We start from the raw sequence: 24,063 nt of genomic DNA, 5'->3' as shown, positions 1-24,063 counted from the left end.
CGGCGCGTTTGCCTCGTCACTTGGTGGGATCCTTCGGGCTCCACAGCACCGTTTCGGCGCCCTTCTCGTAGGCCATGCCTTCGGGGTAGCTGATCGCCTCGAGCTGCAGCCCCCACGGCGCCTGGAAATAGAGGATGGTCTGGCCCGCGGCCGGCCCTTCCTTCACCGGCAGCGGTCCCATCCGGGTTTTAACACCCTTGGCCTCGAGACAGGTTTTGGCGGCGGCGACGTCGTCGATATAGAAGGCGATGTGGAAGCCGCCGATATCGCTGTTCTTCGGCGTCAAATCCTTCTGATCGGGCGCGGTATATTTGAACAGCTCGATGTTCGATCCGTAGCCGCAGCGAACCATGGTGATCTCTTCGATCACCGCCTTCGGATCGACGCCGAGCAGATCCTGCATGAAGGTGCCCTTGTCGTCGGCGAACGGCCCGAACGACATCGCCTTCTTGCAGCCGACGACATTGGTGAAGAAGTCGACGGCCTGCTTCATGTCGGGCACGGTGATGCCGGTGTGGTCATGTCCGCGCATGCCGGGGATCGAATCCGCGGAAGCTGCTCCCACTGCACCGAATAAGGAGGCCGCGAAAACCGCTGCCTGGATTGCGTATTTCATGTCACCCTCCGTTGGCGGGCTGACTTGTCCTTGCGCACATCCGAGGCCCGCTGGTCGGCGTGCGGATCAAAAACTCACGTCATGCCGATGCCTTGGGCTGCAGCCAGTTCGGATCGATCTCCGGCAGCGGAATGGCGGCGAGCAGGTCGCGCGTGTAGGTCTCCTTCGGGTTCTCGAACAGCGCGTCCGTGGCGCTGGCCTCGGCGATCCTGCCTTCGCGCATCACGATGACCTGCTGGCAAAGCCGCCGGATCACCGACAAATCGTGGCTGATGAAGGCGACCGTCAGCCCCATCTCGGCCGCCAGCTTTTCCAGCAGCGTCAGGATCTGCGCCTGCGTCGAGACGTCGAGGCCGGAGACGATCTCGTCGGCCAGCACGAATTTCGGCGACAGCGCCAGTGCTCGTGCGATACCGACGCGCTGCCGCTGTCCGCCTGATAATTCGTGGCGGTAGCGGCTGGCAAAACTCTGCGGCAGGCCGACGCGCTGCAGGGCTTCCGCGACGCGTTCCTTCAGCCTGTCGCCAAGGCCGTTCTGCCTTAAGGGTGCGGCGATGATGTTGAAGATCGTATGCCGCGGATTGAGCGACGACATCGGATCCTGGAAGATCATCTGCAGGTCGCGGCGCAGCGGTCTCAGCTCGGCTTCCGAAAGACGGCTGATGTCGCGCCCCTCGAAGCCGATGGAACCCGCGCTAGGTTCGAGCAGCCGGACCAGCGCGCGCCCGAGCGTCGATTTGCCCGAACCGGATTCGCCGACGATGCCGGTGACAGATCCCTTTGGCAGGTCGAAGTCGAGACCTTTCAGGATTTCGGCCAGCGGCGCGCGGCCGATCAGCGGCTTGCGCGTCATGTCGGGCAGCGCCACCTTCAGCCCGCGCACGGAAAACAGCGGCTCAGCCATGGCCGGGCCTCCAGTCCTTGTCGGCGGCGGCGATCTCTGCGGCCAATCCGGCAAGCACGCTTTCGTCCACCGGCTTCAGCGAAGCAAACGGGTCGGTGTAGCGCGGTGTCGCCGCCATCAGCGCGCGCGTATAGGGGTGCTGCGGTGCCGCAAACAGCGCCTCGGTCTCGGCCTCTTCGACCACCTTGCCGGCATAGAGCACCGACACTTTCTGGCAGATCTTGGCAACCACGCCGAGGTCATGGGTGACGAACAGGATCGCCGTGCCATGATCGCGCTGCAGTTGCGCGATGAGCCGCAGGATCTGTTTTTGCACCGTTACGTCCAGCGCCGTCGTCGGCTCGTCCGCGACAATCAATCGGGGCTCCGCCGCGAAAGCCGCCGCGATCAGCACACGCTGACGCATACCGCCGGACAATTCATGCGGATAGCTCTTCAGCACGCGCTCGGGATCGCGGATCTGCACCTCGTCGAGCAACTGCCATATGCGCTGGTCCGCCCTTTCGCCGCTCCAGCCGAGGATGCGCACCAGCCGGTCGGTCATCTGCGGGCCGATGCGGCGCGACGGGTTGAGCGCGGTGAGCGGATCCTGCGGGATCAGCGCCGTTCGCGCGCCGATCAGGGTCCGCCGCGCCTTGGCATCGAGGCGGCCGAGGTCCTCGCCCTCGATCAGCATCTCGCCTTCGACGATGCGCACGCTTTTCGGCAGCACGCCGAGCACCGCCTTGCCGATCATCGTCTTGCCGGCGCCACTTTCGCCGACCAGCGCGCGCACCTCGCCCGGCTGCACGGCAAGCGACACCGAGCGCAGCACGCGCTGGCCGTTGGGCAGCACGGCGCTCAAACCGCGGATGTCCAGGCACGCGCTCATCGCAGCACCGGATCGAAGCGCGCCTTCAGCGCTTCGCCGAACTGGCTGAAGGAGAGCACGGTCAGGATCAGCGTGATCAGCGGGAACACCAGCACCCACCAGGCCTGATGGATCGACAACCGTCCCTCGGCGATGATGCTGCCCCAGGTCGGATCGTCGGTCGAGATCGACAGATTGACGAAGGAGAGGATCGCCTCGACGATGACGGCGATGCCCATCTCCAGGGACAGCAGCGCCACCACCGACGGCAGCACATTGGGCAGCACTTCGCGCAGCATGATGCCGATGCGGCCATAGCCGGCGATGCGTGCGCTTTCGACATAGTCCATGCGCGCCTGGCTCATCGCCTCGGCGCGGATCACCCGGCAGAAGCGCGTCCAGTCGATGATCGCGATGGCGAGGATGACGGAGCTCAGGCCGGTGCCCAGCACGGCCACCAGCAGGATCGCGAACAGCACCGGTGGGAACGCCATCCAGACATCGACGATGCGCGAGATGATGAGGTCGGCCCAGCCGCCGAAATAGCCGGCGATCAGGCCGAGCACCGAACCGAGAACACAGGCGGACGTCGCCGCCGCGAAGGCGACGATGAAGGCGATGCGTCCGCCGAAGATCAGCCGCGACAGCAGATCACGTCCAAGGCTGTCGGTGCCGAGCCAGTAGCCAGGTTCGGCCCCGTCGAGCCAGAAGGGCGGCAGGCGCTCCAGCATCAAATCCTGCGCCAGCGGGTCCTGCGGTGCGATCAATGGCGCGAATATGGCCGCGAGCAGCGCCAGCAGAAGCCAGCCGCCGGCCAGCCACAGCCTCGGGCTCAAACCTCGCCTGGCGACATTTGCCTCATCCATGGCGCAGCCTCGGATTGAGCAGCGCATACATCATGTCGACGGCGAGGTTGATCAGCACGAAGAGCAGCGCGAACACCAGCACGATGCCCTGGATCAGCGGCAGATCGCGGTTGATGACCGCGTCGATCGCCATATTGCCGAGGCCTTCATAGGAAAACAGCCGCTCGACGATGACGGTGCCGCCGATAAGGAAGGTGAACTGAACGCCGACCAGCGTCAGCGTCGGCAATGCCGCGTTCCTCAGCGCCTCGCGCAGGATCACCTGTGTCTCCGAAAAACCTTTCACGCGTGCCAGCACCACATAGTCGAGGTCGAGCACTTCCTTCAGCGACTGTTTGAGCAATTGAGCGATGATCGCTGCCAGCGGCAGCGCCAGTGCCACGGCCGGCATCAGCATGTGTTTCAACAGGTCCCAGGTCAGGTCGAAACGAAGCCTGAGGATGCTCTCGACGAGATAGAACTGCGTGGCGAAAGGCAGATCGAGCTGCGGCGACACCCGGCCCGAAATGTCGAATACCGGCACCAGCACGCCGAACAGCAGGATCAGCACAAGGCCCCAGAGGAAATCGGGGATGGAGAGCGTCGCGCCGCTCACGATGTCGATGCCGGCCTCTATCGCCGTGCCGCGCGAGCGCGCGCCGAGGATCGCGGCGGTAGTGCCGATCGCGATCGCCATCAGCAGCGCGACCGTCGCCAGCTCCAGCGTCGCCGGCAGCCGGTTGAACACCAGCCCCAGCACGTCCTGGCGCAGCGAGATCGAGGTGCCGAAATTCCCATGCAGCACGCCGCCGAGCCAGATGAAGAATTGCTGCACGATGCTCTTGTCGAGCCCGTAGAGCGAGCGCAGCCGGGAGATGTCGTCATCGCTGGCGCCGGGCGGCAGCATCATCGCGATCGGGTCGCCGGGCGCGACACGGATGACGACGAAGACGACGACGGCGACGCCGAACAGCGTCACCATCATCGTCAACAGACGTACGAGAAATCTTTGCAGCAGCATGCGCCCATATGCCTGGATGAAAATGCGCGCCGTCTTGCGGACGGCGCGCGTGGCAATCCAAGACCGTTGATCAGGCGGCCGGGGTCATCAGCGCCGGCAGCAGCGCGCCGGACACATGCTGCACGACATTGACCTTCTTCGAATGCACGATCGGTTGCGCATATTGGATCAGCGGCAGCACATAAGCCTGCTCGGCAATGTATTTGTCGACGGCCTTCCAGCCGGCAATGCGCTTGGCTTCGTCCTTCTCGCCCCACAGCGGGTTGATCATGTCGACAAGGTCCTTGCTGTCCCACACCGAATGCGGGCTCGGGCCATACATGGCGAAGCCGGTCGAGGTGGTCGGATCGCCGATCGAGTTGCCCCAGTTGTAGAAAGCGGCCGGAGCCAGCTTGTCGGCGGCGCGCAACTCGTAATGCTTGGCGATCTCGTAGACCTCGATATTGGCCTCGATGCCGACCTTGCGCCACATACCGACGATCGCCTGGATCATCTCGTAGTCCTTGGGCTTGAAACCCTTGGTCGTCTGGATGGTGAACTTGACCGGCTTCTTGGGCGAATAGCCGGAGGCGGCGAGCAGCTCCTTGGCCTTCTCCGGATTGTGCTCGACTTTGATCGATGGATCGAAGGCGGCGTATTCCGGCGTCTCCAGCGTCGCGATCGGCTGGCCGTAGCCGCGCAGCAGCCGCTTGACCAAAAGCTCCTTGTCCACCGCCATCACCGCCGCCTGGCGGACGTTCTTGTCCAGCATCGCCTCGATGTCGTTGAAGAAGATCATGCCGATGTCGGAAACATTCTTGATCGAGCCGGCCAGCCCGTCCTTGGCGATCAGCCGGTCATATTCCTCGTAGGGAATTTCGAGCGTCACCTGCGAGGAGCCGGATTCGATCTCGGCGACGCGGCTTGCGGCGTCTGTGACGAACTTGATCGTCACATTCTCGAAGGCGGGCTTGGTGCCCCAATAGTGCGGGTTGGCCTTGAGCCGCAGGAACGCATTGCGCTCGAACTTGTCGACCATATAGGGACCGGTGCCGATCGGCGCCTTCTCGAAGCCTTCCGCGCCAACCTTCTCGTAATAGGCCTTCGGCAGGATGTAGCCGGTCAGGAACGACATCCACTTGAAATAGACCGGGTCGAACTGCACGACGTCGCCGGTGATCTTGTTGCCGTCGATCTTGAAGTTGTTGACGTTCTTCCAGACGAACTGGATCGGATTGCCGGTCTTCTCGTCGCCGGCCCGCTGCAGCGACCACACCACGTCCTCGGCCGTAAAGGGCGAGCCGTCATGCCATTTCACGCCGTCGCGTACCGTCATCGTCACCTTGGTGCGGTCGTCATTCCAGCCCCATTCGGTGAGCAGGCCCGGCGTGAAGGAAAGGTCCGGCTTCTGTCCGATGATCTGGTCGAACACCGATTGATAAAGGCCCTGGATGGTCGGGTTGACGGCCGAGGGGCCGGTCGTCGGATCCCACGAGGGCAGGTTGACGTTGTAGGCGATGGTGAGCTCGTCCGCCGCCTTTGCCGCCCTCGGCAGGCCGAGCGTCGCAGCACCGATCGCCGCGGCGCCATATCCAAGCAAGTCACGTCTGTTGATGGTCATGGTCGTTCCCCTTGTTGGTTATCATTTATCCGCGCGGCGTTTTCATTCGGTGGTGGGCAACCGCGCCTTGTCCATCCCGGATTTCTAGCCCTTTGTTGGAGCATGATCTTTCCCAAAAACCGGCTCCCACTTTTTGCGTTCGCTGACCTTCGGTTCGGGATCATGCTCTAGTTCCCTCCCAGCTGTTGGGCGAGCATGAAGCCGGAACCTGCGCCCGTGCCGGCGCCGGGCCATGTCGCCGCGCCGGTGAGAAAGAGGTTCGAGACCGGCGTGTTCCAGCGCGCGAAGCCGCGCGCCGGGCGGAAGAGAAAATTCTGCGCCAGGTGATGGCTGCCGCAGATCTGGTCGCCGCCGACGAGGTTCGGATTCTCACGCTCGAGGTCAAGCGGCGAGAAGATCGCGCGGCCGAGGATCTTTTTGCGCAATCCCGGGGCGTAGCTCTCGATGATGACGAGCACGCGCTCGGCATAGGCGTCCTTTACCGCATCCCAGTGCGCGGGCGCGATCTTGCCCGCGGCATCGCCGACGATCTCCGCCGGCAGCATGCGCACCTGCACCCACAGCACATGCTTGCCTGGCGGCGCGCGCGACGGATCGACCGCCGTCGGCTGGCCGACGACCAGCACCGGCTGCTCCGGCAGTTGGCCAGCGATCGCCTGCTGATAGGTGCGCGACATGGCGTCGAGCGACGGCGCCAGATGCACATAGGCGAATTGGCGAAGCTCGGCGCCGGCGCTCCAGTCGGGCAGGTCGTCCAGCGCCAGATGGATCATCATCGTGCCCGGCGCGTGGCGGAATGTCTTCATCGCCGCATCGAAGCCGGCGTCGCCGGAGCCGTCGGGCAGAAGCTTGCCTGCCAGCGCCTTGGGCGCGACGCCGGCAATGACCGCCTTGCTTGCGGCATGGGTTTCGCCGGATGCCAGCCGAACGCCGGTCGCCCTGCCGCCGGCGACCATGATCTCCGCGACCTCCGCGCCTGTTATGATCTTGCCGCCAGCCGCCTTGAGCATGCCGGCAAGCGCCAGGATGATGGTATCGGCGCCGCCTTTGCCCAGCACCATGCCGAAACTCTGGTTGGCCATCGATTCCAGATAAGGGAACACGGCGCCGCCAGCGATGTCGGGAGCGAAATCGAGATGCATGCCCCAGGCCGCGAGTGTCGTGCGCACATGCGGCGTCTCGAAATTTTCCTCGAGCCACGCGCGCGGTGACGACAACAGCAATCGGGCCGTATCGAACGCGCCGGAAAAACCCTTCTTGCGCCAGAGATTCCAGCCTGTGCCGGCCAGCGCCCTTGCGCTCATCGGCGAACCCAGCAGGCGGAACAGATGTTCGGCCTCACCCGGGAAGGCGGCGACCAGTTTCCGCCATGTGGCCGCGTCCGCCGCGGAGAAGGCGGCCAACCGCGATGCGGTCCTTTCGAGGTCGTTGCTGACGCCGAACCATTTGCCGTCCGGGAAGGCGCTGGCGAAACAATCGGCCGCGGGCGCGAATTCCAGTCCGTGGCTTTTCAATCCATTTGCATATTTCCGGTGGAAGGCCGAGCCGGCGAAGAGGCTCAAATTCATCGCGCCGAAATCGTGCCGGAAACCGGGAAGCGTGTACTCGGCGGTCCGTACCGCGCCGCCGATTGCCTCGCTGCGTTCGAAAACCGCTATTTTCCAGCCTTTGAGCGCCAGATGCGCGGCGCATGCCAGACTGTTGTGGCCCGCCCCGACAAAGATGGCGTCGAACTCGCTCACGCCCCGCCCCAAAAATGCTTTATGCTTAAAGATAATTGCAGATGCATATGTTTTCGTCTAGTAGGTATATTAAGGGCCGCAACGAGCCTTGAAGGTCACGAACAAGAGGGAACAAAAGACCATGGACACGCAAGAACTCCTCGGCGAGGTCGCCGGCCAGCTGCTTTCGGGCGCCATCAAGGTGGTCGATCTGACGGCGCCGCTCGGGCCGAACACGCCGCTGATCAAGCTGCCGCCGGAACTCGCCGTCGACACGCCGAAGGTCGAGATCCACGAGATCTCCAAATACGACAAGAACGGCCCGTGGTGGGCCTGGAACTGGCTGAAGCTCGGCGAGCATTCGGGCACGCATTTCGACGCGCCGCAGCACTGGATCACCGGCAAGGACTATCCGGACGGCGCCACCGACACCATTCCGGCGCAGAATTTCATCGGCCCGGTCAACGTCATCGACTGCTCGAAAGAAGCGGCCGCAGATCACGACTTCCTGCTCACCGTCGACCACATCAAGGCCTGGGAGGCCAAGCACGGCGCCATCAACCCCGGCGAGTGGGTGGTGATGCGCACCGACTGGTACAAGCGCAACGGCTCGGAAGCGGAGTTCCTCAATGCCAACGAGACCGGCCCGCACACGCCGGGCCCGACGGCCGAGGCCATCCAGTTCCTGATCGCCAAGGACATCAAGGGCTGGGGCTCGGAAACGATCGGTACCGACGCCGGCAAGGCCGGCGGCATGGAGCCGCCATTCCCGGCCCACACGCTGATGCACAAGGCCAACCGTTACGGGCTGGCCAGCCTCTGCAATCTCGACCAGCTGCCGCCGAAGGGCGCGATCCTGATCGCCGCCCCGCTCAAGATCGAGCACGGCACCGGCAGCCCGATCCGCGCATTGGCGCTGGTGCCGGGCAAATAGGCGAGGCGACGGTCTTCGGGAGAAGATCATGCTTGCGGGCGATGGAGTGATGACAGCGAGAGGGCGGCAGCCTGGCAAGGCCAGCGCTCTACGGCGCCCCCCTCTGTCCTGCCGGACATCTCCCCCTCTAGGGGGGAGATTGGATGTCACCCCCGCTTTCGCCAATCTCCCACGTCGCAGCACGATGTGGGGCGCCAAAACTGCCAATCTCCCCCCTAGAGGGGGAGATGGCCGGCAGGCCAGAGGGGGGCGCGAAGGAACACGGCTTTGCGCGATTAGCCTCCCAACACCCGCGAGCCTCCAATGACCGCCACCGATCACATCATCGTCGGCAGCGGCATCAACGCCCTGGTCTGCGCGGCGATGCTTGGCGCCAAGGGCGCAAAGGTGCTCGTGCTCGAGCGCAACGATCGTATCGGCGGCTGCATGCGCACCGAGGAGATCACGGTGCCCGGCTTCGTCCATGATGTGATGGCCACGACCTTCGTGCTGTTCATCACCTCGCCGGCCTTTGCCGCGCTCCGCAAGGACCTTGCACGGCATGGGCTGGAGTTCTGCCACACCGCCACCCCGACAGGCGTGCTCACGCCCGACGGCAGCCATGCCGTGCTCACCACCGACCGTGCCGCCAACATTGCGGCGCTGAACCGGATCGCCTCCGGCGACGGCGACCGCCATGGCGGCGATGTCAGCGGTATCGAGCGCAATGCCGGGCTGCTGTTCGGCCTGCTCGGCGGCGCACTGTGGTCCTATCCGACGACCAAGCTCATCGCCGGCGAGGCCTGGCGGCGAGGCCCGCGCAACCTTGCCGCCTTCATGGGCGAGGCGCTGGTGCCCGCGCGCGGCTGGCTGGAAACGACCTACACTTCCGACCTTCTCCGTGCGCTCTGGGCGCCCTGGGTGTTGCATGCCGGGCTTGGACCGGAAGACGCCTTCTCCGGCCAGATCGCCAAGGTCATCGCCTTCGCGCTGGAGGCCGCCGGCGCGCCGATTGTCAAGGGCGGCGCGAAAAACCTGCTCGCCGCCTTCGAGGCGCTGATCAGGGAACGCGGCGGCGAGGTCCGCGTCAACGCCGACGTCGCCTCGATCGTCCAGAGCGGCGGACGCGCCAGCGGCGTGCGGCTCGCGTCCGGTGAAACGCTGACAGCGGCGAAAAGCGTCATCTGCTCGGTCACGCCGACGCAGCTATACGGCCGCCTGCTCGGCGATGCGGCTCCAAAGCGCGACGTCGAAGCGACGCGCGTTTATCGCTACGGCAAAGGCAACTTCCAGATCCACTACGCGCTGGATAAGCCGCCGGCCTGGCGCGGCGAGGGCCTCGACAAGGTGGCGCTGCTGCATCTGACGCCGGGTTTGGATGGTGTTTCGAAAGCCTGCAACGAGGCGGTGCGCGGCCTGCTGCCGGAAGTGCCGACCATCTGCGTCGGCCAGCCGCACGCGCTCGACCCGTCGCGCTGTCCGGACGGCAAGGCGATTCTCTGGCTGCAGTTGCCGGAGGCGCCGCGCCACATCAAAGGCGATGCCGCCGGCAAGCTCGAAGCGCCCGCCGACGGCCGCTGGACCGAGGCGCTGCGCGAAGCCTATGCCGACCGCGTCGAGGCGATCCTCGCCAACCACATCGACGGTTTCCGCGAGAGCGTTATCGCGCGCCGCGCCTATTCGCCGACCGATCTCGAAGCGATGAACATCAATCTGGTCGGCGGCGATCCCTATGGCGGCTCGTCCACCATAGACCAGTCCTTCCTGTGGCGGCCGTTCAAGGCGAGCCGCAACCATGAGACCGGCATCAAAGGCCTCTACCATATCGGCGCTTCCACGCATCCCGGCGCCGGCCTCGGAGGCGGTTCCGGCTTCCTTCTGGCGGGGAGGCTGTGATGGAACAGAAGCTCCCGGAAAAGCGCCAGCGCATCTCGACCCTCGGCCAGATCGGCCTGCAGCAATTCGCGCCCTATCTGATGAACCGCATCATGGGTCGTTACAACGCCACTTTGCGCGAGGATTTCCGCAAGCAGGGCCTGACCATTCCGCAGGTTCGGACGCTCGCCGTGCTCTCGGTCACCGATGGCGTCACCGTCAACGACCTGTCGGTCTACACGGTGATCGAGCAGTCGACCTTGAGCCGCACGCTCGACACGCTGGAAGGCCAGGGCCTTGTGCGGCGCGAGCAGGGCGTCACCGACAGCCGTATCCGCCATGTGTTCCTGACCGATGATGGCCGCGCGCTGTTCACCCGCGCCTGGCCCGCAATGCATGACGCTTTCGAAGCCATGTTCGACGGTATCGACGATGCCGAATACGCCGCGCTGATCGCGACGTTGCAAAAAATGCTGAAGAACATCCGCAAGCACGAGATCTAGATGCACGCGCCGCCCCATGGAAGGCGGCAACGGAAGGAGGCGGAGATGGCCGAACGGTCTTTTGCCAAGGAAGTCGAAAAGCTGAGGCTTGGCGCCGGCGAGGAATTCGCCGGCGAGGGCATCCTCGCCATCACCAAGGCGCTCTTGCAGTGCGGCGTAGGCTATGTCGGCGGCTACCAGGGCGCGCCGATCAGCCATCTGATGGATGTGCTGGCCGACGCGCAGGACATTCTGGGCGAGCTCGGCGTGCATTTCGAGGCGAGCGCTTCCGAAGCGACTGCCACCGCCATGCTGGCCGCCTCCGTGCATTATCCGATCCGGGGCGCCGCCACCTTCAAGTCGACGGTCGGCACCAACGTCGCTTCCGACGCGCTGGCCAACCTCGCCTCCGGCGGCGTCACCGGCGGCGCGCTGATCATCGTCGGCGAGGACTATGGCGAGGGCTCCTCGATCATGCAGGAGCGCAGCCATGCCTTCGCCATGAAGAGCCAGGTCTGGCTGCTCGACCCGCGCCCGAACCTGCCGTCGATCGTCAAGGCGGTCGAGGACGGCTTCGAGCTGTCGGAGGTGTCGAACACGCCGGTGATGCTGCAGGTGCGTATCCGCTGCTGCCACGTCCACGGCCACTTCATCGCCAAGGACAACAAGCGCCCGCCGATGTCGGTCGCCGATGCGCTGTCGGCGCCGCGCCGCGACACCGGCCGCATCGTGCTGCCGCCCGCCTCCTTCCTGCATGAGAAGGAAAAGGTCGCCAAGCGCTGGCCAGCGGCTGTCGATTTCATCAAAAACCGCAAGATTAACGAGATCTTCGGCTCGGACCACGGCTCGGTCGGCATCGTCATGCAGGGCGGCATGTACAATTCGGTCATCCGCGCGCTGCAGCGGCTCGGCCTTGCCGACACCTATGGCGAGACCGACGTGCCGCTTTACGTGCTCAACGCCGTCTACCCGCTGGTCGACGATGAGTTTCTCGCCTTCTGCGAAGGCAAGCAGGCGGTGCTGGTCGTCGAGGAAGGCCAGCCCAATTATATCGAGCAGGCCTTTGCCGCGATGCTGCACAAGGCCGGGCGCGGCACTAAACTGGTCGGCAAGGAGCATCTGCCGATGGCCGGCGAATATACCGGCCAGGTGATGCTCGACGGCATCGGCTCCTTCCTGCGCGCCAATGCCCCGCATCTGCTGCCGGGCGAGGTCCGGGCTCCGAACAAGGCGGGTGAAGGCGTCGATACGGCCGACCTCATCAATGTCGTGCCTGGACGTCCGCCGGGCTTCTGCGTCGGCTGTCCTGAGCGGCCGATTTTCGCCGCGACCAAGCTTGTCGAGCAAGAGCTCGGCAAGCACCACATCGCCTCCGACATCGGCTGCCATCTGTTCTCGATCATGCCGCCTTTCGAGCTCGGCGCCACCACCATGGGCTATGGGCTGGGGCCGGCCTCGGCCTCCGCCTTCAACTCGCCGGAGGCAAAACGCCGCTCGATCTCCTTCGTCGGCGATGGCGGCTTCTGGCACAACGGCCTGACCTCCTCGATCGGCAATGCTGTCTTCAACAAGAATGACGGCGTCATCGTCATCGTCGACAATTTCTACTCCGCCGCCACCGGCGGCCAGGACATCCTGTCCTCGCGCGCAAACAACCGCACCAAGTCGACCAAGCATCCGATCGATGAAGCGGTGAAGGGCATGGGCGTCAAATGGCTGCGCCATATCGACCGCACCTATGATGTCGGCAAGATGCAAGCCGCGCTGCGCGAGGCGCTGACCACCGAGGAGAAGGGGCCGAAGGTCATCGTCGCCTCGTCGGAATGCATGCTCAACCGCCAGCGCCGCGAGAAGCCGCTGGTCGACAAGGCGATCAAAGGCGGCGAGCGCGTGGTCAAGCCGAAATTCGGCGTCGACGAGGACATCTGCACGGGCGACCATGCCTGCATGCGGCTGTCCGGCTGCCCGTCGCTGTCGGTGAAGTCGCTCGACGATCCGCTGCGCGACGATCCGGTCGCGTCGATCGACCAGAACTGTGTCGGTTGCGGCAATTGCGGCGAGGTGGCGGACGCCGCCGTGCTCTGCCCATCCTTCTACCGCGCCGATGTCGTCCACAATCCCGGCCGCTGGGACCGTTTCCTCGAAAACGCGCGCCGCGCCGCGATCGGCCTTCTGCAGCGCCGCCGCGAGAGCCGCCGCTTGACGTTCGCCGATGCTTGATCAGGCTTCTCCCCTGCGCCCCAAGGCGGGCGCCTCTGACGACGAGCGGGTGATAAAACTCGCCGTGCTCGCGGTCGGCGGCCAGGGCGGCGGCGTGCTCGCCGACTGGATCACCGACGTCGCCGAGCGCAACGGCTATATCGCCCAATCGACCTCCGTGGCCGGCGTCGCGCAGCGCACTGGCGCCACGATCTATTACATCGAGATGGCCCGCGACACCGGCCGGCTGCCGGTTTTCGCGCTGTCGCCCTCGCAGGGCGATGTCGACATCTTGATCGCCGCCGAGCTGATGGAAGCCGGCCGCGCCATCATCCGCGGTTTCGTCACGCCCGAGCGCACGACGCTGATCACCTCTTCACACCGCATCGCTGCCGTCTCGGAAAAGATCGAGCCGGGCGACGGCCGCGCCTCGTCGGAAAAAGTGCACGCGACGGCACAAGCGGCGGCCAGGCGCTTCATCGCCTTCGACATGGAAAAGATCGCCGCCGACAACGGCACCATGATCTCGGCCAGCCTGCTCGGTGCGCTGGCCGGCTCCGACGCGCTGCCCTTCACCCGCGAAACTTACGAGCAGGCGATCGGCGCCGGCGGCCGTGGCGTCAAGCCGAGCCTCGCCGCCTTCGGCGCGGCTTACGACCGCGCGCGCGGGATCGCGGCAGCGCCGGCCGGGGAAAAGGCGGCGGCGGAACCCCCCGTTGCCCAGCTCAGGCCAACGGGGAGGGTCAGCGGCCCGGAAACCCTGCTCAAGGGCTGGCAGGCGCTTGCCGCTCGCGTCGCGCTGCTGCCGGAACCGGTGCGCGACATGGCCGAGCGCGGCCTGAAGAAGGTCGTCGATTATCAGGACATCGCCTATGGCGGCGAATATCTCGACCGGTTGAGCAGGGCGGTGACGCTGGATAATGCGGAGCGTGGCTACGCGCTGTCGATCGCCGCGGCAAAGCATCTCGCCAACGCCATGTGCTACGACGACATGATCCGCGTTGCGGATTTGAAGACACGCTCGACGCGAGACAAGCGGGTGCGCAAAGAAGTCGGTGTCAAGCAAGGCTCGGTCCTGCAGGTGACCGAATATTTCCATCCACGCATCGAGGAATTCTGCGGCACGCTGCCGGCAGGGCTCGGAAGCTATATCGACAACCGACCCAAGCTCGCCGCTTTCCTCGACCGCCGCATCAATCGCGGCCGCCACATCCGCACCGACAGTTTCACCGGCTTCGCCATGCTGTGGTTCATCGGCGGCCTGCGGCGCTGGCGCCGCCGCCTGCTGCGCCACAGGGTCGAGGTCGAGCATCTCGAACGTTGGTACGGCCTGGCGCTCGCCCACGCGCACAAGGACTACGCGCTTGCCACCGAAATCCTGAACTGCCGCCGCCTGATCAAGGGCTACAGCGACACACATGCCCGCGCCCAGTCGAAATTCGATCGCGTACTGTCGGCGCTGCCCATGCTCAAGGGCAGGGAGGACGCTGCCGACTGGATCCGCCGCCTGCGCGAGGCGGCGCTGAAGGACGAAAAGGGCGACATGCTGGACGGCGCGCTGAAGACCGTGGCGACGCTCAACGAAGGCGCTACCCCGCTAACGAAGACGTGATCCAAACCGCTCCGACGGAATTCGACCGTGTCCCCCGTTTCACGGCGGTAGGGATTGAATCACGGAGACAAACCTTGATGACGAGATATTTTCTGCCTCTCGCGATGGCCGCCGGCACGTTGCTGCTATCCAGTGTGGGCTCGCAAGCCATGCCGATGGCCAAGCCAGGTGCTTCGCCGCTGCCCATCGAAACCGTCGGCTGGCGCTGCGGTCCCGGCTGGCACGTGAACCGTAGGGGCAGATGCGTGCCGAACCGCCGCGTGATCATACGGCCGGCGCGCCATTGGCATCCCGGCTTCTGGTACCACCACCGCTGGCACCCCGGTTATTGGAGCTGGTGATCGCTCTCGGATCGCCGTTGATGCCCGCGCTGGCAACGGCGCGGGCGGTTTGGCTAAGGTCCCACGCACAGGTTCGAAACCTCCGCGCCAGCGTTGGTGATTGGCCGAGGCTCCTCAGCCTCGTCATCCACGGGCGGAGCAAGGAGCGAAGCGACGCAGCGCAGACCCGAGGATCCATTCCGTGACGTTCAGGCGTTGCCACGGTTCAGAATTCTGCTCCGCAGCACCCACGATCAAAGTCACGGAATGGATCCTCGGGTCTCCGCGTCCGCTTCGCTCCCGCTCCGCCCGTGGATGACGAACTGACTGGCGCCGCCAGCCTATCGCTGACCGGCAAACTCACGGCTCACGCCACCAGATCCCGCATCGGCTTCACCGCCGCCGACTCCGGAAACACCTTGTCGCCAAGCACGGCCGGCGACAGCCCGAACTGGTCGGCCAGCAGCCCCTTCAGCACCGCACGCACATCGCTGGTCGGCGCGAGGTCGCGCTGTTCGTAGAGCTGCGCCGGCTTCAACCCCGGCCAGTCGGCGATGACGCGGCCGCCCTTGATCGCGCCGCCGGCGAGCAGCACCACTGTGCCGGTGCCATGGTCGGTGCCGACCGTGCCGTTGATGCGGGCCGTGCGGCCGAACTCGGTGATGGCGACGACCGCGGTGTCGCGCCAACGCTCGCCAAGCCCCTTCTCGAACTCCTCGAACGCCCCGTCGAGGCCGCCGAGCAGATTGGCGAGCCGGCCGGTGGCGCCGCCTTCATTGACGTGCGTGTCCCAGCCGTCGAAGGCGAGCGCCGCGATGCGCGGCCCGTCGTCGGCGGCCATCAGCCGCGCCGCGCCTTGCGCCGATTGCCGCATGCCGGCGGCGTTGTCGAGGCCGCCCTTAGGCTTCATCGTCGTGCCGTCGAGTTGGTCGCCCAGCGCCATCCGATCGGCATCGAGCCCTTTCTGAAGCGCGGCCGCCAGCACCGGATCGCGATGGTTGTAGAGATCGAGCACACGCTCCGCCAGCGCATCGCCGGGCGTCGGCAGCGCCTGCGGTGCCCAGCCGAGCACGGGCGCGGCGCCACGGATCACCAGCGGCGTCGACGGCCCGACCGCCAGCCCGCCGAGCCTCGCCACGCGCTCGCCCGCCGGCAGGCTGGCCAACGCCCGGTTGAGCCAGCCGGTGGTGGCGTTGCCAGGGCCGGGCAGGCCGCTTTCCAGCACGTCCTGGCCGTCGAAATGCGAGCGGTCGCGATAGCCGGTCGCCGCCGCATGCACGACCGCCGCCTGGCCCGCCTTGAACAGGCGCGCAAACACCGGCATTGCCGGATTGACGGCGAAGAAACCGTCAAGCGGCAATGCCGGGTTGGCGCCTGAGAGCGAAAGCGCGATGTCGCCATGCAGGCCGGCATAGTTTGGATCGCCAACCGGCCCGACGGTCGACAGCCCGTCCAGGGCGCCGCGCAGCACGATGACAATCAGGCGCGGGTCGCGCTTGTCGGCTGCGCGCGCGAAGCGCGGCAGATAGGCCCAGGCAAACAGCGCGCCGCCGCTCATCAGCACCGCGCGCCGGGACAGGCTGGGGGTTTCGCAAAAAAGGCTCATGGCCGCATCTCCATCACTGTTACCGGCGCTGGAATTACCGGCGCTGGAATTCCGGCGCCATCAGCAGCAGCGCCAGGCCTTGCTGTCTGAACTCCGCGCGCGAAATCGCCTGCCGCGTCTCGGCCGAGACGGATGTGCCGATCAGCGACGCCAGCATCTCGTCGGGATCGCCGATATCGTCCGCCTGCTTCGCCGCCTGCCAGGCGATGTCCAGCCGCGTCTTGAGGCCCTCGGCGGAAACCCAAGCGTCCGTCCGGTCGGGAAAACCGTTCGGCCCCGGCGGTCGCCACAGCGGCTCGCCGAGCACGCTCAGCCAGCGAAGCGACCGTTGCGGTTCGTTGACGGCGGTGGCGCCGACCGCCCGCCGCAGCGCCACGACATAGTCCAAGGGCGAGCGCAGCTTCGTGAGCGGCGTCGACCAGGCTTCCGGCATGTCGATCAGCGTCAACGCGATCGCGCGCAGGTCGCCGTCGGTCTTGGTGAAGATCGTGGCCAGGCGGGCGATCGCCGCCGGCGGTGGATCGTCCGCGATGAAATGGCGGGCAAGCTTGGTGGCGATGTGCCGCGCGGTGGCCGGGTGACGGGCAATGTCGTTGAGCGCGGCCTCCGCCTGGCCCATGCCGCCATCGGGATAGGTCTTGCCGAGCAGCACCGCCTTGCCCGGCTGATGCGCATTGGCGTTGAAGACGAAGCTTCCCGGCTCGCCCAGCCGCCCCTCGCGGCCGGCCATCGTCCAGCCGGTCAGCATGTTCGCGAAACTGGTGACGTCGGCCTGGGCATAGCCGCTGCCGACGCCCATCGTGTGCAATTCCAGGATCTCGCGGGCGAGGTTCTCGTCGAGGCCGCGTCCGCGTCGCTTGCCGGCGCGGGAATCGGGGCCGATGGACTGCCGGTTGTCGAGATAGAACAGCATGGCCGGATGGTGCTCGACGGCCAAAAGCATATCGGCGAAGCGGCCGAGCACGAAGGGGCGGATCGCCTCGCGCTCGAAGGCGCCGGCGCATGCCCGCACGACCGGTGCCTTGGCGACGGAAACGCAGAAATGGTTCGACCAGAAGCCGACCAGGCGCTCTACGAAGCCGGGCGTCGCAGTGAGCGCCTTGTCGAACCGGGCCTGCGCCTCGTCGCGATAGATATCGGCCTCGACATGCGGCACCGAGGGTTTGGCTTTTGCCACGGCCGGGCCGGCTGGATCATCCGTTGCTGGCTGCATAGCGGCGGCCGCCGTTTCGGCGCGCGCCGCATTGCGCTCCATGGCTGCCGCCATGCTGGCCTGGATCGCCGCAGTGCTGTCCAGCAACCCGGCATTCCGTGGGTCGTCGGGGGAAATGAGCGCGATGTCCTGCTGCTTGAGCTCGGCCTCGAGGTAGCCGCGCGGATCGGCGGCGATCTTGCCAAACTCGTCGCCGGGTTTCGCGCCGAGGCCGAAGCGGTTGAGCGTCACCAGGGCGGGGTTCGGCGAGACGGAATTTGCAAACGTTGCGGCCAACGAAGCCTCCGTTGAACCCGGCGCAGATCGCGTCGGTTTCATGGATCATCGGGGATACTCACGATGCCGGCCGCAGCACCGGCATCGCGAAGGGTTGTTACCAGCGGCGCCAGTGGTGCCAGCGATGGTAGGGATGCCAGACGGGGCCGATATAGACGCGCGGTCCGCCCCAGTAGTAATAGCCGGGATAGATCACGCGGCGATTGGGCACGCAGCGGCCCCAGTGGTTGGGATGCCAGCCCGGACCGCAGCCCCAGGCGACGTGCTCGACAAGCGCCGGTGAGGGCGCAACCGGTGCGATCGGCATCGCCGAGGCGGCGCTTGCGGCGGCCGTTCCGCCGAGGGCGAGGGCAGCCGCGATCGAATATTTTGCCAGACTGTTCATGCGATACTCCCGAGAGTTTCGAGGTTGAAGAGAACCTGCCGCCGCCAAAGGCGGTCGCAGGCCTGTCCCTCTTCCCTTGAACGGAGCGCGCTTGCCCTTTCCGTCGCCGCCTATGGCAATTTTTTTGCAGGCGGCGGCTGCCGGCCAGCGCGTCGCAACAAGGCGTCCGCCAGCAGCCGGCGGTCCTCCGGGGAGCCCGATGCGGCGAATTCGATGATGCGTTGCTCGATCCGGGTGCGCACGGTGACATCGGCATTGCGCGCGCGCTCCAGGGCGGCGGCAAGCGCATTGGTGTCGAGAGCTGGCTGTTGCAGAAGGTTTGCCGCCTCACGCCGCGCGGCCTGTCCGTCGAGGATCACGTCCCGCGACTCCCGGCGCACCTCGCGCAACGCCTGGCGGAAGACCTTGCGGTCGGCGGCCGGCAACCTGCCGCCGGCCGATTCCAGCGAATAGCCAGAATTCGATTTGCCGATCAGCCAGCCGGCGCCGCCGGCCACCGCGCCGATCAGAAAAACGTTCAGCACCAGCGATGCCGCGACAAGACGGGGGCTCATAGGTTTTCCTCGTAAGGATCGGCGTCGGGACCGGCATCGCCGAACGACGTCGCGTTGGCATCCATCACATAATGGTCGGGCTGCATATCCGGACTGACGACGGCCACCAGCGCCAGGCCGGCCACGGCGCCGGCCAGGCCGACACCCGCAAGCCCGAAGCCCAGCCACCAGAACCGTCGGCGGCGGCTCTGCCTGACCTGGGTGGCAGCGCGGGCGGCGATCGTGCGATGCAGGGCCGCCCCGGGGGCTTCAACCCGATGGCGGTCGAGCATGGCGTCGAGCCTGCCGGCGCGCCGCAGGACGGCGCGGCCCTCGTCGGTCTCGGCAAACAGTATCGCTGCGGCCTGCTCGGCCGGCGGCCAGCGGTGCAAGGCGCTGCCATAGGCATCCGCCAGCGCGGCGAAACGCCCGGCGTCCATTGGCCCGTCCGAAGTTTTCTCAGCCATGTCGTTCCCCCTTCCGCCGTTCCGGCGTGGCCCCCCACGCCGCAGTCCTCGGGATTCGCAGTCCCCTCACGGTCTCAATCATCGCCATCTCCAACGAGCATGGCCTGCAACGAGCGCCGGCCGCGCGCGAGCAGGCTTTCCAGCGCATCGACGCTGACTTGCATGGCGGTGGCGGCCTCGATGTTGGACAGCTCCTGATAATAGACCAGCACGATCGCCTCGCGTTGGCGCGGCGCGATGCGCTGCAGTGCTTGGTTGACCCTGCGCTCGTCGTCGTCAGGCATTGCATCGGGAAGCGGCGTTTCATCGGCCACCTCCGGCAGCTCGTCCGTCGTCCATTCGCGCCGGCGCCGCAGCCGGTCGTAGCAGAGGTTGAGCGCGACGCGGTGGACCCAGGTGTCGAAGCGTGCGTGCCCCTGGCGCCAGCCCGAGGCATGGCGCCAGATGCGCACGAAAGTCTCCTGGGCGACATCCTCTGCTTCCGCCGGGTCGCCAAGCATCCTGGCGGCCAGGGCCAGGATGCGCGGCAGCTTGCGCGCCACCATCGCCTGCACCGCGGCGGTGTCGCCGGTGCCGATGCGGCGTACCAGTTCCTCGTCCGGATCGGCGCCCATCACGTCGGGCGCTCGCGGCTGTCATTGTGCGGCATAGCCTCTTGATCATTGCTCCTGATTGGGAGCGGTTTTATGGCCCGGCCTCTCGTCGGCGCCGAGCACGCCGTCGCTATTCTTGTCGAGCCTGGCGAAGCGCTCGGCGAGAAAGGCGTCGAGCTCGCCCCTGTCGACGAAACCGTCCTTATTGACGTCGATGCGCGCGAAGGATTTGGCCGGATCGCCCTTGGCCTTGCGCGTGGTCTGGAAAGCGGTCCATTCGGTGAGGCTGACCTTGCCGTCATTGTCTGTGTCGGCCCGCATGAACACCCTTTCCCGGCGCGCCTCGAACTTTTCCAGCGTCAGGCCGGATTTGGGTTGGTCAGACTTGGCGGCCGGAGCCGGGCTGCTCGGCGCCGTCTGGGCCGGGGCAGGGGCCGGCGTCGTTGTCTGGGCAACCGCGAACGCGGTCTGCAGGCCAAGGGCAACGACGAATATGGTGGGGCGAATCATGCTCTCGTCTCCGGTTGGGCGCGGCCATTGGCGGCCACGCTTCAGCCATTGAACGCGAGACAGAGCAAAATCCGTCGGTCTTTTTCGACCGGACACCAACCTACCGGATCCGGCGCAGCCGGATCGAAGGATTGCTAAGGACAGGAGGCGACGACTATCTCGGCTGGTCGACCGCCACCAACTGGTCCTGCTTGAAACCCGCATGTTGCGGCGTCCAGACGTCGCCCTCGCGGTTGAACCAGTGGCACAGATACGTGCCGGAAGCCGCCCCGTCGCTGACGGTCATTTCGGGGCCTCCGGACTTCAGCCTGACGACGTCTCCGGTCTTGAAACTATTGGGCATTTCGACCTCCCATGCTGACAAAGGGAGTTTCCCACCAACAGCTGTTCCCGACAATGGCCGAGATGCGCCGATCACGTGGTGCAGGGGAAAGGCGTGAGAATGATGCCGCTTGTGAAACACGCCAGGTAGCACCGTAGGCGTGGCCAGATCATGTCGAGGCTTTGGAGCCGAAGCGAGCGACCCGATCGCTCCTTGGGTTCAATCGGTGTCGCGCAGTGGGGCCGGCGGCTGTGCCGATTGGCTGTCTTCCGCAGCCGGGCGGACGGTCATGGACCTTTCATCGGGCCACAATGCCTGTGCCTTCGTCACCGCCGCCAAAAGATTGTCTGCTTCAAGGCTTCCGATTTTGGTTAGAAGCGGTCTGCTGCCCCCTGCTCTGAAATCGACGTGATAGACCGTCCAACTCCTCATTGCATTTCCGACAAATTGCGTCTCGGCATGGGCACGCGGATGGAAGCCCGGCTCGCTTTTGTGGTTAGGATTTTGAGGTCCGCAAGCCGGGCATGCACCGACCGATAGGGCGGGGGGCTTGGGGTTATCAGCCGGTGCGATCGCGAGACTGTCTGATTTGCCCGCCAGCCCACAATCGACCGAGGTCCATCCTGCCGAACGCATTGGTCCGAAGGGACCAAAGATATAGCCCCTTATTCCGTTGGGGCAGGTTGCCCCCGCCGGTGACTTTTTGTCATCCGCCGATGGCCCATGGTTCACGGCAGACCGCTCAAGCGCTCGGCCTCCGCTAATGCGCCTGGGCAGAGATGGCGGGGACCGGCGAATCGCGGGACGTGAACCGCTGGACCTCACAGGTCCAGCATTTCGCCGGAGCCTGTGAGGAAGATCCGCCCTAGCCCCCGTTAGCAGGTGCCGGTGCCGGTTTGGCGGGCGCGGCGGGCTTGGAGACGGACGGTGCGGACGGCGCCTCAACCTTGGGCGTGTTCACGCTAACGTTCACATCCTTACCTCCGCCCCCATTTATGTTTATCACCCCCGTGAAGAATAGTAGGGCAACAACTGCGATGATGCCAAGGATTATCGCAACGGCTGTTCCGCCACCACCAGAGTTTACGACTGTAGGGCCGTCAGACATGGCTTTTCTCCTTTTCTTGAGTTCTCACTCGGAAGAAAAGAGAACTTTGTGGTATTTGTTCCGCACTCGGGCCACAGTCTTAAAGTACATACGACCGAAGTCCATTGACTGGAATGCCCAGACGGTTGTCGCCGAGCTGTAACAGAATGAAAAAACCCGCCGGCCGAAGCCAGCGGGTGAAGGTGGTTGGGCTCGGCCCCGCCAGGACCGAGCGCCCTATCATGTGCACACGGCCGAACTGGTCGCGCCTACAAATGTTAGGGCTAAAGGAAATTCCGAAGCACGGTCTAGGCGAGCAGGGAGAAAGTTAGCTGATCAGACGGTGAAGTTCGCGGTCGCTCAGGTCTACAGCCTTCGGCATCAGGTGTTTCTGTGCGGTTTCTGTACAAATCCGGCGAGGCGATCGGCTAAGTTATTGGAATTTTGGTGCCGCTTGCGTGACTCGAACACGCGACCCCATCATTACGAATGATGTGCTCTACCAACTGAGCTAAAGCGGCCCGGGAAGCGCTGAGCTTCCAGAATGGGCTGGGTGATAGACTCAACCGCTCGCTAATTCAAGATGGGCAGCGGTGAATTCCGGCCTCGCCGACGGCAATTCCGATCTACGGTTACCGCGCGACGGGCGCCGGCGCGGCCCGCGGCGGCGTGCGGGTATGCGGTCCTTCGCATCCGGCTGGCCGGCGCGGCTGCAGCCGCGGTGACGAAAAATGTTGATTCTTCAACAAAAAATGCCGAAATGGCTTTGGCCGGCAAGGCAGCCGCTCGCCGTTGATCGATCGGTCGTCTGCGGCTGACGACCAGACAACCGGGAGCGAACGCGCAGAGGGAGCTCGCTTGGACCCCATCGAGAAAGCGATCCGCAATGCCTTCGAGAAAGGCAATGCCGAGGACCGGGCGTTCCGCGAGAGGGTCTATCGATCCGCCTTTGCCGCGCTCGACCGCGTCCTGCAGGCCAATCCGAACGTCACGGTCGAGGCCGCCATCAGCCGCCGCAAGGCAGTCCAGGCCAAGATCACCGAGATCGAATCGGAGTTCCTGCCGGCCGTGCCAGAGGTGACGCTGCCGCCGGAAAACGTCGCGCCCACCGGCAATGGCGCACCGGACCCCCGCGTCGAAGCGCCGTCCGAATCGGCCGCGCCGTCTGTCGACGCGCCGCTGCCGCCGTCGCAAACCGCGCCCTCGCCCTCGATCACCGTCGACGGCCCGGTCCAGCCCGATGCGTCAGACCGGCCGCGTGCGCGTGTGCTGCCGCGCGTGCCCGACATCATGCCGGATGAGACAGCGCTTCCCGATGCGCCCTCGCTCGATGATTCGCCGGGTGCTCCCGTCGGCAACGGCGCCCAGGTCGCGCCCGACCGCGACGAGCGGCGCATCAGGGGCCGGCGCTTGCCGCTCACCGCGATCTTCGTCGTCGCGACATTGCTCGCGGCCGCCGGCATCGGCCTCTATTTCGCCAAGCAGACCGGTGTCTTCAAGACGGCGGCCGAGCTCAACACCGGCCCGCCGGAGCCGACGCCGGCGCTGGACGACGAGGACTCCTCGCAGCCGACCGAGCCAGGGTCGCCGCAGAAACCGGGCGAAGCCGACCAGTCGAAGAACTGGATCAACGTCTTCTCGCCCGCCGACCCGACCCATGTCAGCGCGCCGTCCGACGCCGCCGCCGAGGTGATGAAGGACGACACCGGCCAGTTCCTGCGCATCCGCTCGGGCGCGTCCGGTTCGGCCATCGCCTTCGATGTCGGCCAGGGCGTGCTGGAGAAGCTTGCGGGCAAGCATGCCATGTTCGACATCGTCGCGCGTTCGGAAGAAGGCAAGGAGACGCAGATCTCGATCGACTGCAATTTCGGCGATCTCGGCGATTGCGGCCGCAAGCGCTACGCGGTCGGCCACGAGCGCAACGAATATCTGTTCGACGTGCAGTTCCCGAACAAGCATCCGGGCGCCGCCGGCACGATCGCCGTCAATTCCGATTTCGACCAGAAGGGCAAGTCGGTGGATATCTACGAGATACGCGTCTCGATATCGCAGTGATCGCGCCGCTCTATCCGCCAACGCAGGCGCTGCACCTCACCCGCGCCGTCGGCGCGAC

At 65.5% G+C, this 24,063-nt stretch carries 22 protein-coding genes and 1 tRNA gene; 7 read left to right on the top strand and 16 right to left on the bottom strand.

Annotation, left to right across the window (positions count from 1 at the left end; all coding sequences use genetic code 11):
• Window positions 1-16: 16 nt before the first annotated feature.
• The 7 genes from LB523_RS13015 to LB523_RS12985 all read right to left on the bottom strand — a co-directional run bounded on the left by LB523_RS13015 (window position 17) and on the right by LB523_RS12985 (window position 7,578).
• Window positions 17-616, bottom strand: a complete 600-nt coding sequence (locus LB523_RS13015) for a VOC family protein (protein ID WP_224603115.1) — start codon at window positions 614-616, stop codon at window positions 17-19.
• A 79-nt stretch (window positions 617-695) separates the two neighbouring features.
• Window positions 696-1,520, bottom strand: coding sequence for an ATP-binding cassette domain-containing protein (locus tag LB523_RS13010; RefSeq protein ID WP_224603112.1), 825 nt, complete (start codon window positions 1,518-1,520; stop codon window positions 696-698).
• Window positions 1,513-2,391 (bottom strand): ABC transporter ATP-binding protein, encoded by an 879-nt coding sequence (locus LB523_RS13005; protein WP_224603111.1) that lies wholly within the window; start codon window positions 2,389-2,391, stop codon window positions 1,513-1,515. The genes LB523_RS13010 and LB523_RS13005 overlap by 8 nt, the downstream gene beginning before the upstream one ends.
• Complete coding sequence (locus LB523_RS13000) at window positions 2,388-3,236, bottom strand: ABC transporter permease (RefSeq protein ID WP_224603110.1); 849 nt, start codon at window positions 3,234-3,236, stop codon at window positions 2,388-2,390. Before LB523_RS13000 ends, LB523_RS13005 begins: the two co-directional genes overlap by 4 nt.
• Window positions 3,229-4,236 (bottom strand): ABC transporter permease, encoded by a 1,008-nt coding sequence (locus LB523_RS12995; protein ID WP_224603109.1) that lies wholly within the window; start codon window positions 4,234-4,236, stop codon window positions 3,229-3,231. The genes LB523_RS13000 and LB523_RS12995 overlap by 8 nt, the downstream gene beginning before the upstream one ends.
• A 70-nt stretch (window positions 4,237-4,306) precedes the next feature.
• Window positions 4,307-5,836 carry an ABC transporter substrate-binding protein gene (locus LB523_RS12990; RefSeq protein WP_224603108.1) on the bottom strand — a complete coding sequence of 510 codons (1,530 nt, stop codon included), beginning with the start codon at window positions 5,834-5,836 and terminating at the stop codon, window positions 4,307-4,309.
• A 167-nt stretch (window positions 5,837-6,003) separates the two neighbouring features.
• On the bottom strand, window positions 6,004-7,578 hold the full coding sequence (locus tag LB523_RS12985; protein ID WP_224603107.1) for a phytoene desaturase family protein: 1,575 nt from the start codon (window positions 7,576-7,578) through the stop codon (window positions 6,004-6,006).
• Between the two features lie 121 nt (window positions 7,579-7,699).
• Between LB523_RS12985 and LB523_RS12980 the strand changes: the two genes are divergently transcribed.
• From LB523_RS12980 to LB523_RS12955, 6 genes are all read left to right on the top strand, one after another.
• The gene (locus tag LB523_RS12980) at window positions 7,700-8,491 is read left to right on the top strand and encodes a cyclase family protein (protein ID WP_224602771.1); all 792 of its coding nucleotides are present in this window, start codon (window positions 7,700-7,702) and stop codon (window positions 8,489-8,491) included.
• A 303-nt stretch (window positions 8,492-8,794) separates the two neighbouring features.
• Complete coding sequence (locus LB523_RS12975) at window positions 8,795-10,366, top strand: phytoene desaturase family protein (RefSeq protein ID WP_224603106.1); 1,572 nt, start codon at window positions 8,795-8,797, stop codon at window positions 10,364-10,366.
• Window positions 10,366-10,848 carry a MarR family winged helix-turn-helix transcriptional regulator gene (locus tag LB523_RS12970; RefSeq protein WP_224603105.1) on the top strand — a complete coding sequence of 161 codons (483 nt, stop codon included), beginning with the start codon at window positions 10,366-10,368 and terminating at the stop codon, window positions 10,846-10,848. The genes LB523_RS12975 and LB523_RS12970 overlap by 1 nt, the downstream gene beginning before the upstream one ends.
• A 45-nt stretch (window positions 10,849-10,893) precedes the next feature.
• The gene (locus LB523_RS12965; RefSeq protein ID WP_224603104.1) at window positions 10,894-13,047 is read left to right on the top strand and encodes an indolepyruvate ferredoxin oxidoreductase subunit alpha; all 2,154 of its coding nucleotides are present in this window, start codon (window positions 10,894-10,896) and stop codon (window positions 13,045-13,047) included.
• The gene (locus tag LB523_RS12960) at window positions 13,040-14,638 is read left to right on the top strand and encodes an indolepyruvate oxidoreductase subunit beta family protein (RefSeq protein ID WP_224603102.1); all 1,599 of its coding nucleotides are present in this window, start codon (window positions 13,040-13,042) and stop codon (window positions 14,636-14,638) included. The genes LB523_RS12965 and LB523_RS12960 overlap by 8 nt, the downstream gene beginning before the upstream one ends.
• 74 nt (window positions 14,639-14,712) lie before the next feature.
• A complete protein-coding gene (locus tag LB523_RS12955; RefSeq protein ID WP_411966459.1) occupies window positions 14,713-14,979 on the top strand; it encodes a GCG_CRPN prefix-to-repeats domain-containing protein in 267 nt (88 codons plus the stop codon).
• A 346-nt stretch (window positions 14,980-15,325) separates the two neighbouring features.
• On the opposite strand, the gene LB523_RS12950 is transcribed toward LB523_RS12955, so the two are convergent.
• The 9 genes from LB523_RS12950 to LB523_RS12910 form a co-directional block, all read right to left on the bottom strand.
• A complete protein-coding gene (locus tag LB523_RS12950; protein WP_224603098.1) occupies window positions 15,326-16,564 on the bottom strand; it encodes a DUF1501 domain-containing protein in 1,239 nt (412 codons plus the stop codon).
• 34 nt (window positions 16,565-16,598) lie between these two features.
• Complete coding sequence (locus LB523_RS12945) at window positions 16,599-18,095, bottom strand: DUF1800 domain-containing protein (RefSeq protein WP_411966458.1); 1,497 nt, start codon at window positions 18,093-18,095, stop codon at window positions 16,599-16,601.
• 55 nt (window positions 18,096-18,150) lie between these two features.
• Entirely contained in the window at window positions 18,151-18,438 is a 288-nt protein-coding gene (locus LB523_RS12940) for a GCG_CRPN prefix-to-repeats domain-containing protein (RefSeq protein WP_224603094.1), read from the bottom strand.
• A 110-nt stretch (window positions 18,439-18,548) separates the two neighbouring features.
• A complete protein-coding gene (locus LB523_RS12935; protein ID WP_224603091.1) occupies window positions 18,549-18,992 on the bottom strand; it encodes a periplasmic heavy metal sensor in 444 nt (147 codons plus the stop codon).
• A complete protein-coding gene (locus tag LB523_RS12930) occupies window positions 18,989-19,438 on the bottom strand; it encodes a hypothetical protein (RefSeq protein ID WP_224603090.1) in 450 nt (149 codons plus the stop codon). Before LB523_RS12930 ends, LB523_RS12935 begins: the two co-directional genes overlap by 4 nt.
• A 74-nt stretch (window positions 19,439-19,512) precedes the next feature.
• Window positions 19,513-20,052, bottom strand: coding sequence for an RNA polymerase sigma factor (locus LB523_RS12925; RefSeq protein WP_224603088.1), 540 nt, complete (start codon window positions 20,050-20,052; stop codon window positions 19,513-19,515).
• A 45-nt stretch (window positions 20,053-20,097) separates the two neighbouring features.
• The gene (locus tag LB523_RS12920; protein WP_224603086.1) at window positions 20,098-20,541 is read right to left on the bottom strand and encodes an EF-hand domain-containing protein; all 444 of its coding nucleotides are present in this window, start codon (window positions 20,539-20,541) and stop codon (window positions 20,098-20,100) included.
• Window positions 20,542-20,695: 154 nt separating this feature from the next.
• The gene (locus LB523_RS12915; protein WP_095766010.1) at window positions 20,696-20,884 is read right to left on the bottom strand and encodes a YodC family protein; all 189 of its coding nucleotides are present in this window, start codon (window positions 20,882-20,884) and stop codon (window positions 20,696-20,698) included.
• A 1,511-nt stretch (window positions 20,885-22,395) separates the two neighbouring features.
• Window positions 22,396-22,471, bottom strand: a tRNA-Thr gene (locus LB523_RS12910).
• 337 nt (window positions 22,472-22,808) lie between these two features.
• Here LB523_RS12910 and LB523_RS12905 point away from each other — a divergent pair.
• Window positions 22,809-24,005 (top strand): hypothetical protein, encoded by a 1,197-nt coding sequence (locus LB523_RS12905; protein WP_224603084.1) that lies wholly within the window; start codon window positions 22,809-22,811, stop codon window positions 24,003-24,005.
• Window positions 24,006-24,063: the final 58 nt, after the last annotated feature.

It is taken from the genome of Mesorhizobium sp. ESP-6-4 (assembly GCF_020164735.1).
Lineage (GTDB): Bacteria > Pseudomonadota > Alphaproteobacteria > Rhizobiales > Rhizobiaceae > Mesorhizobium.
This window is presented reverse-complemented; position numbering and strand designations above follow the sequence as displayed.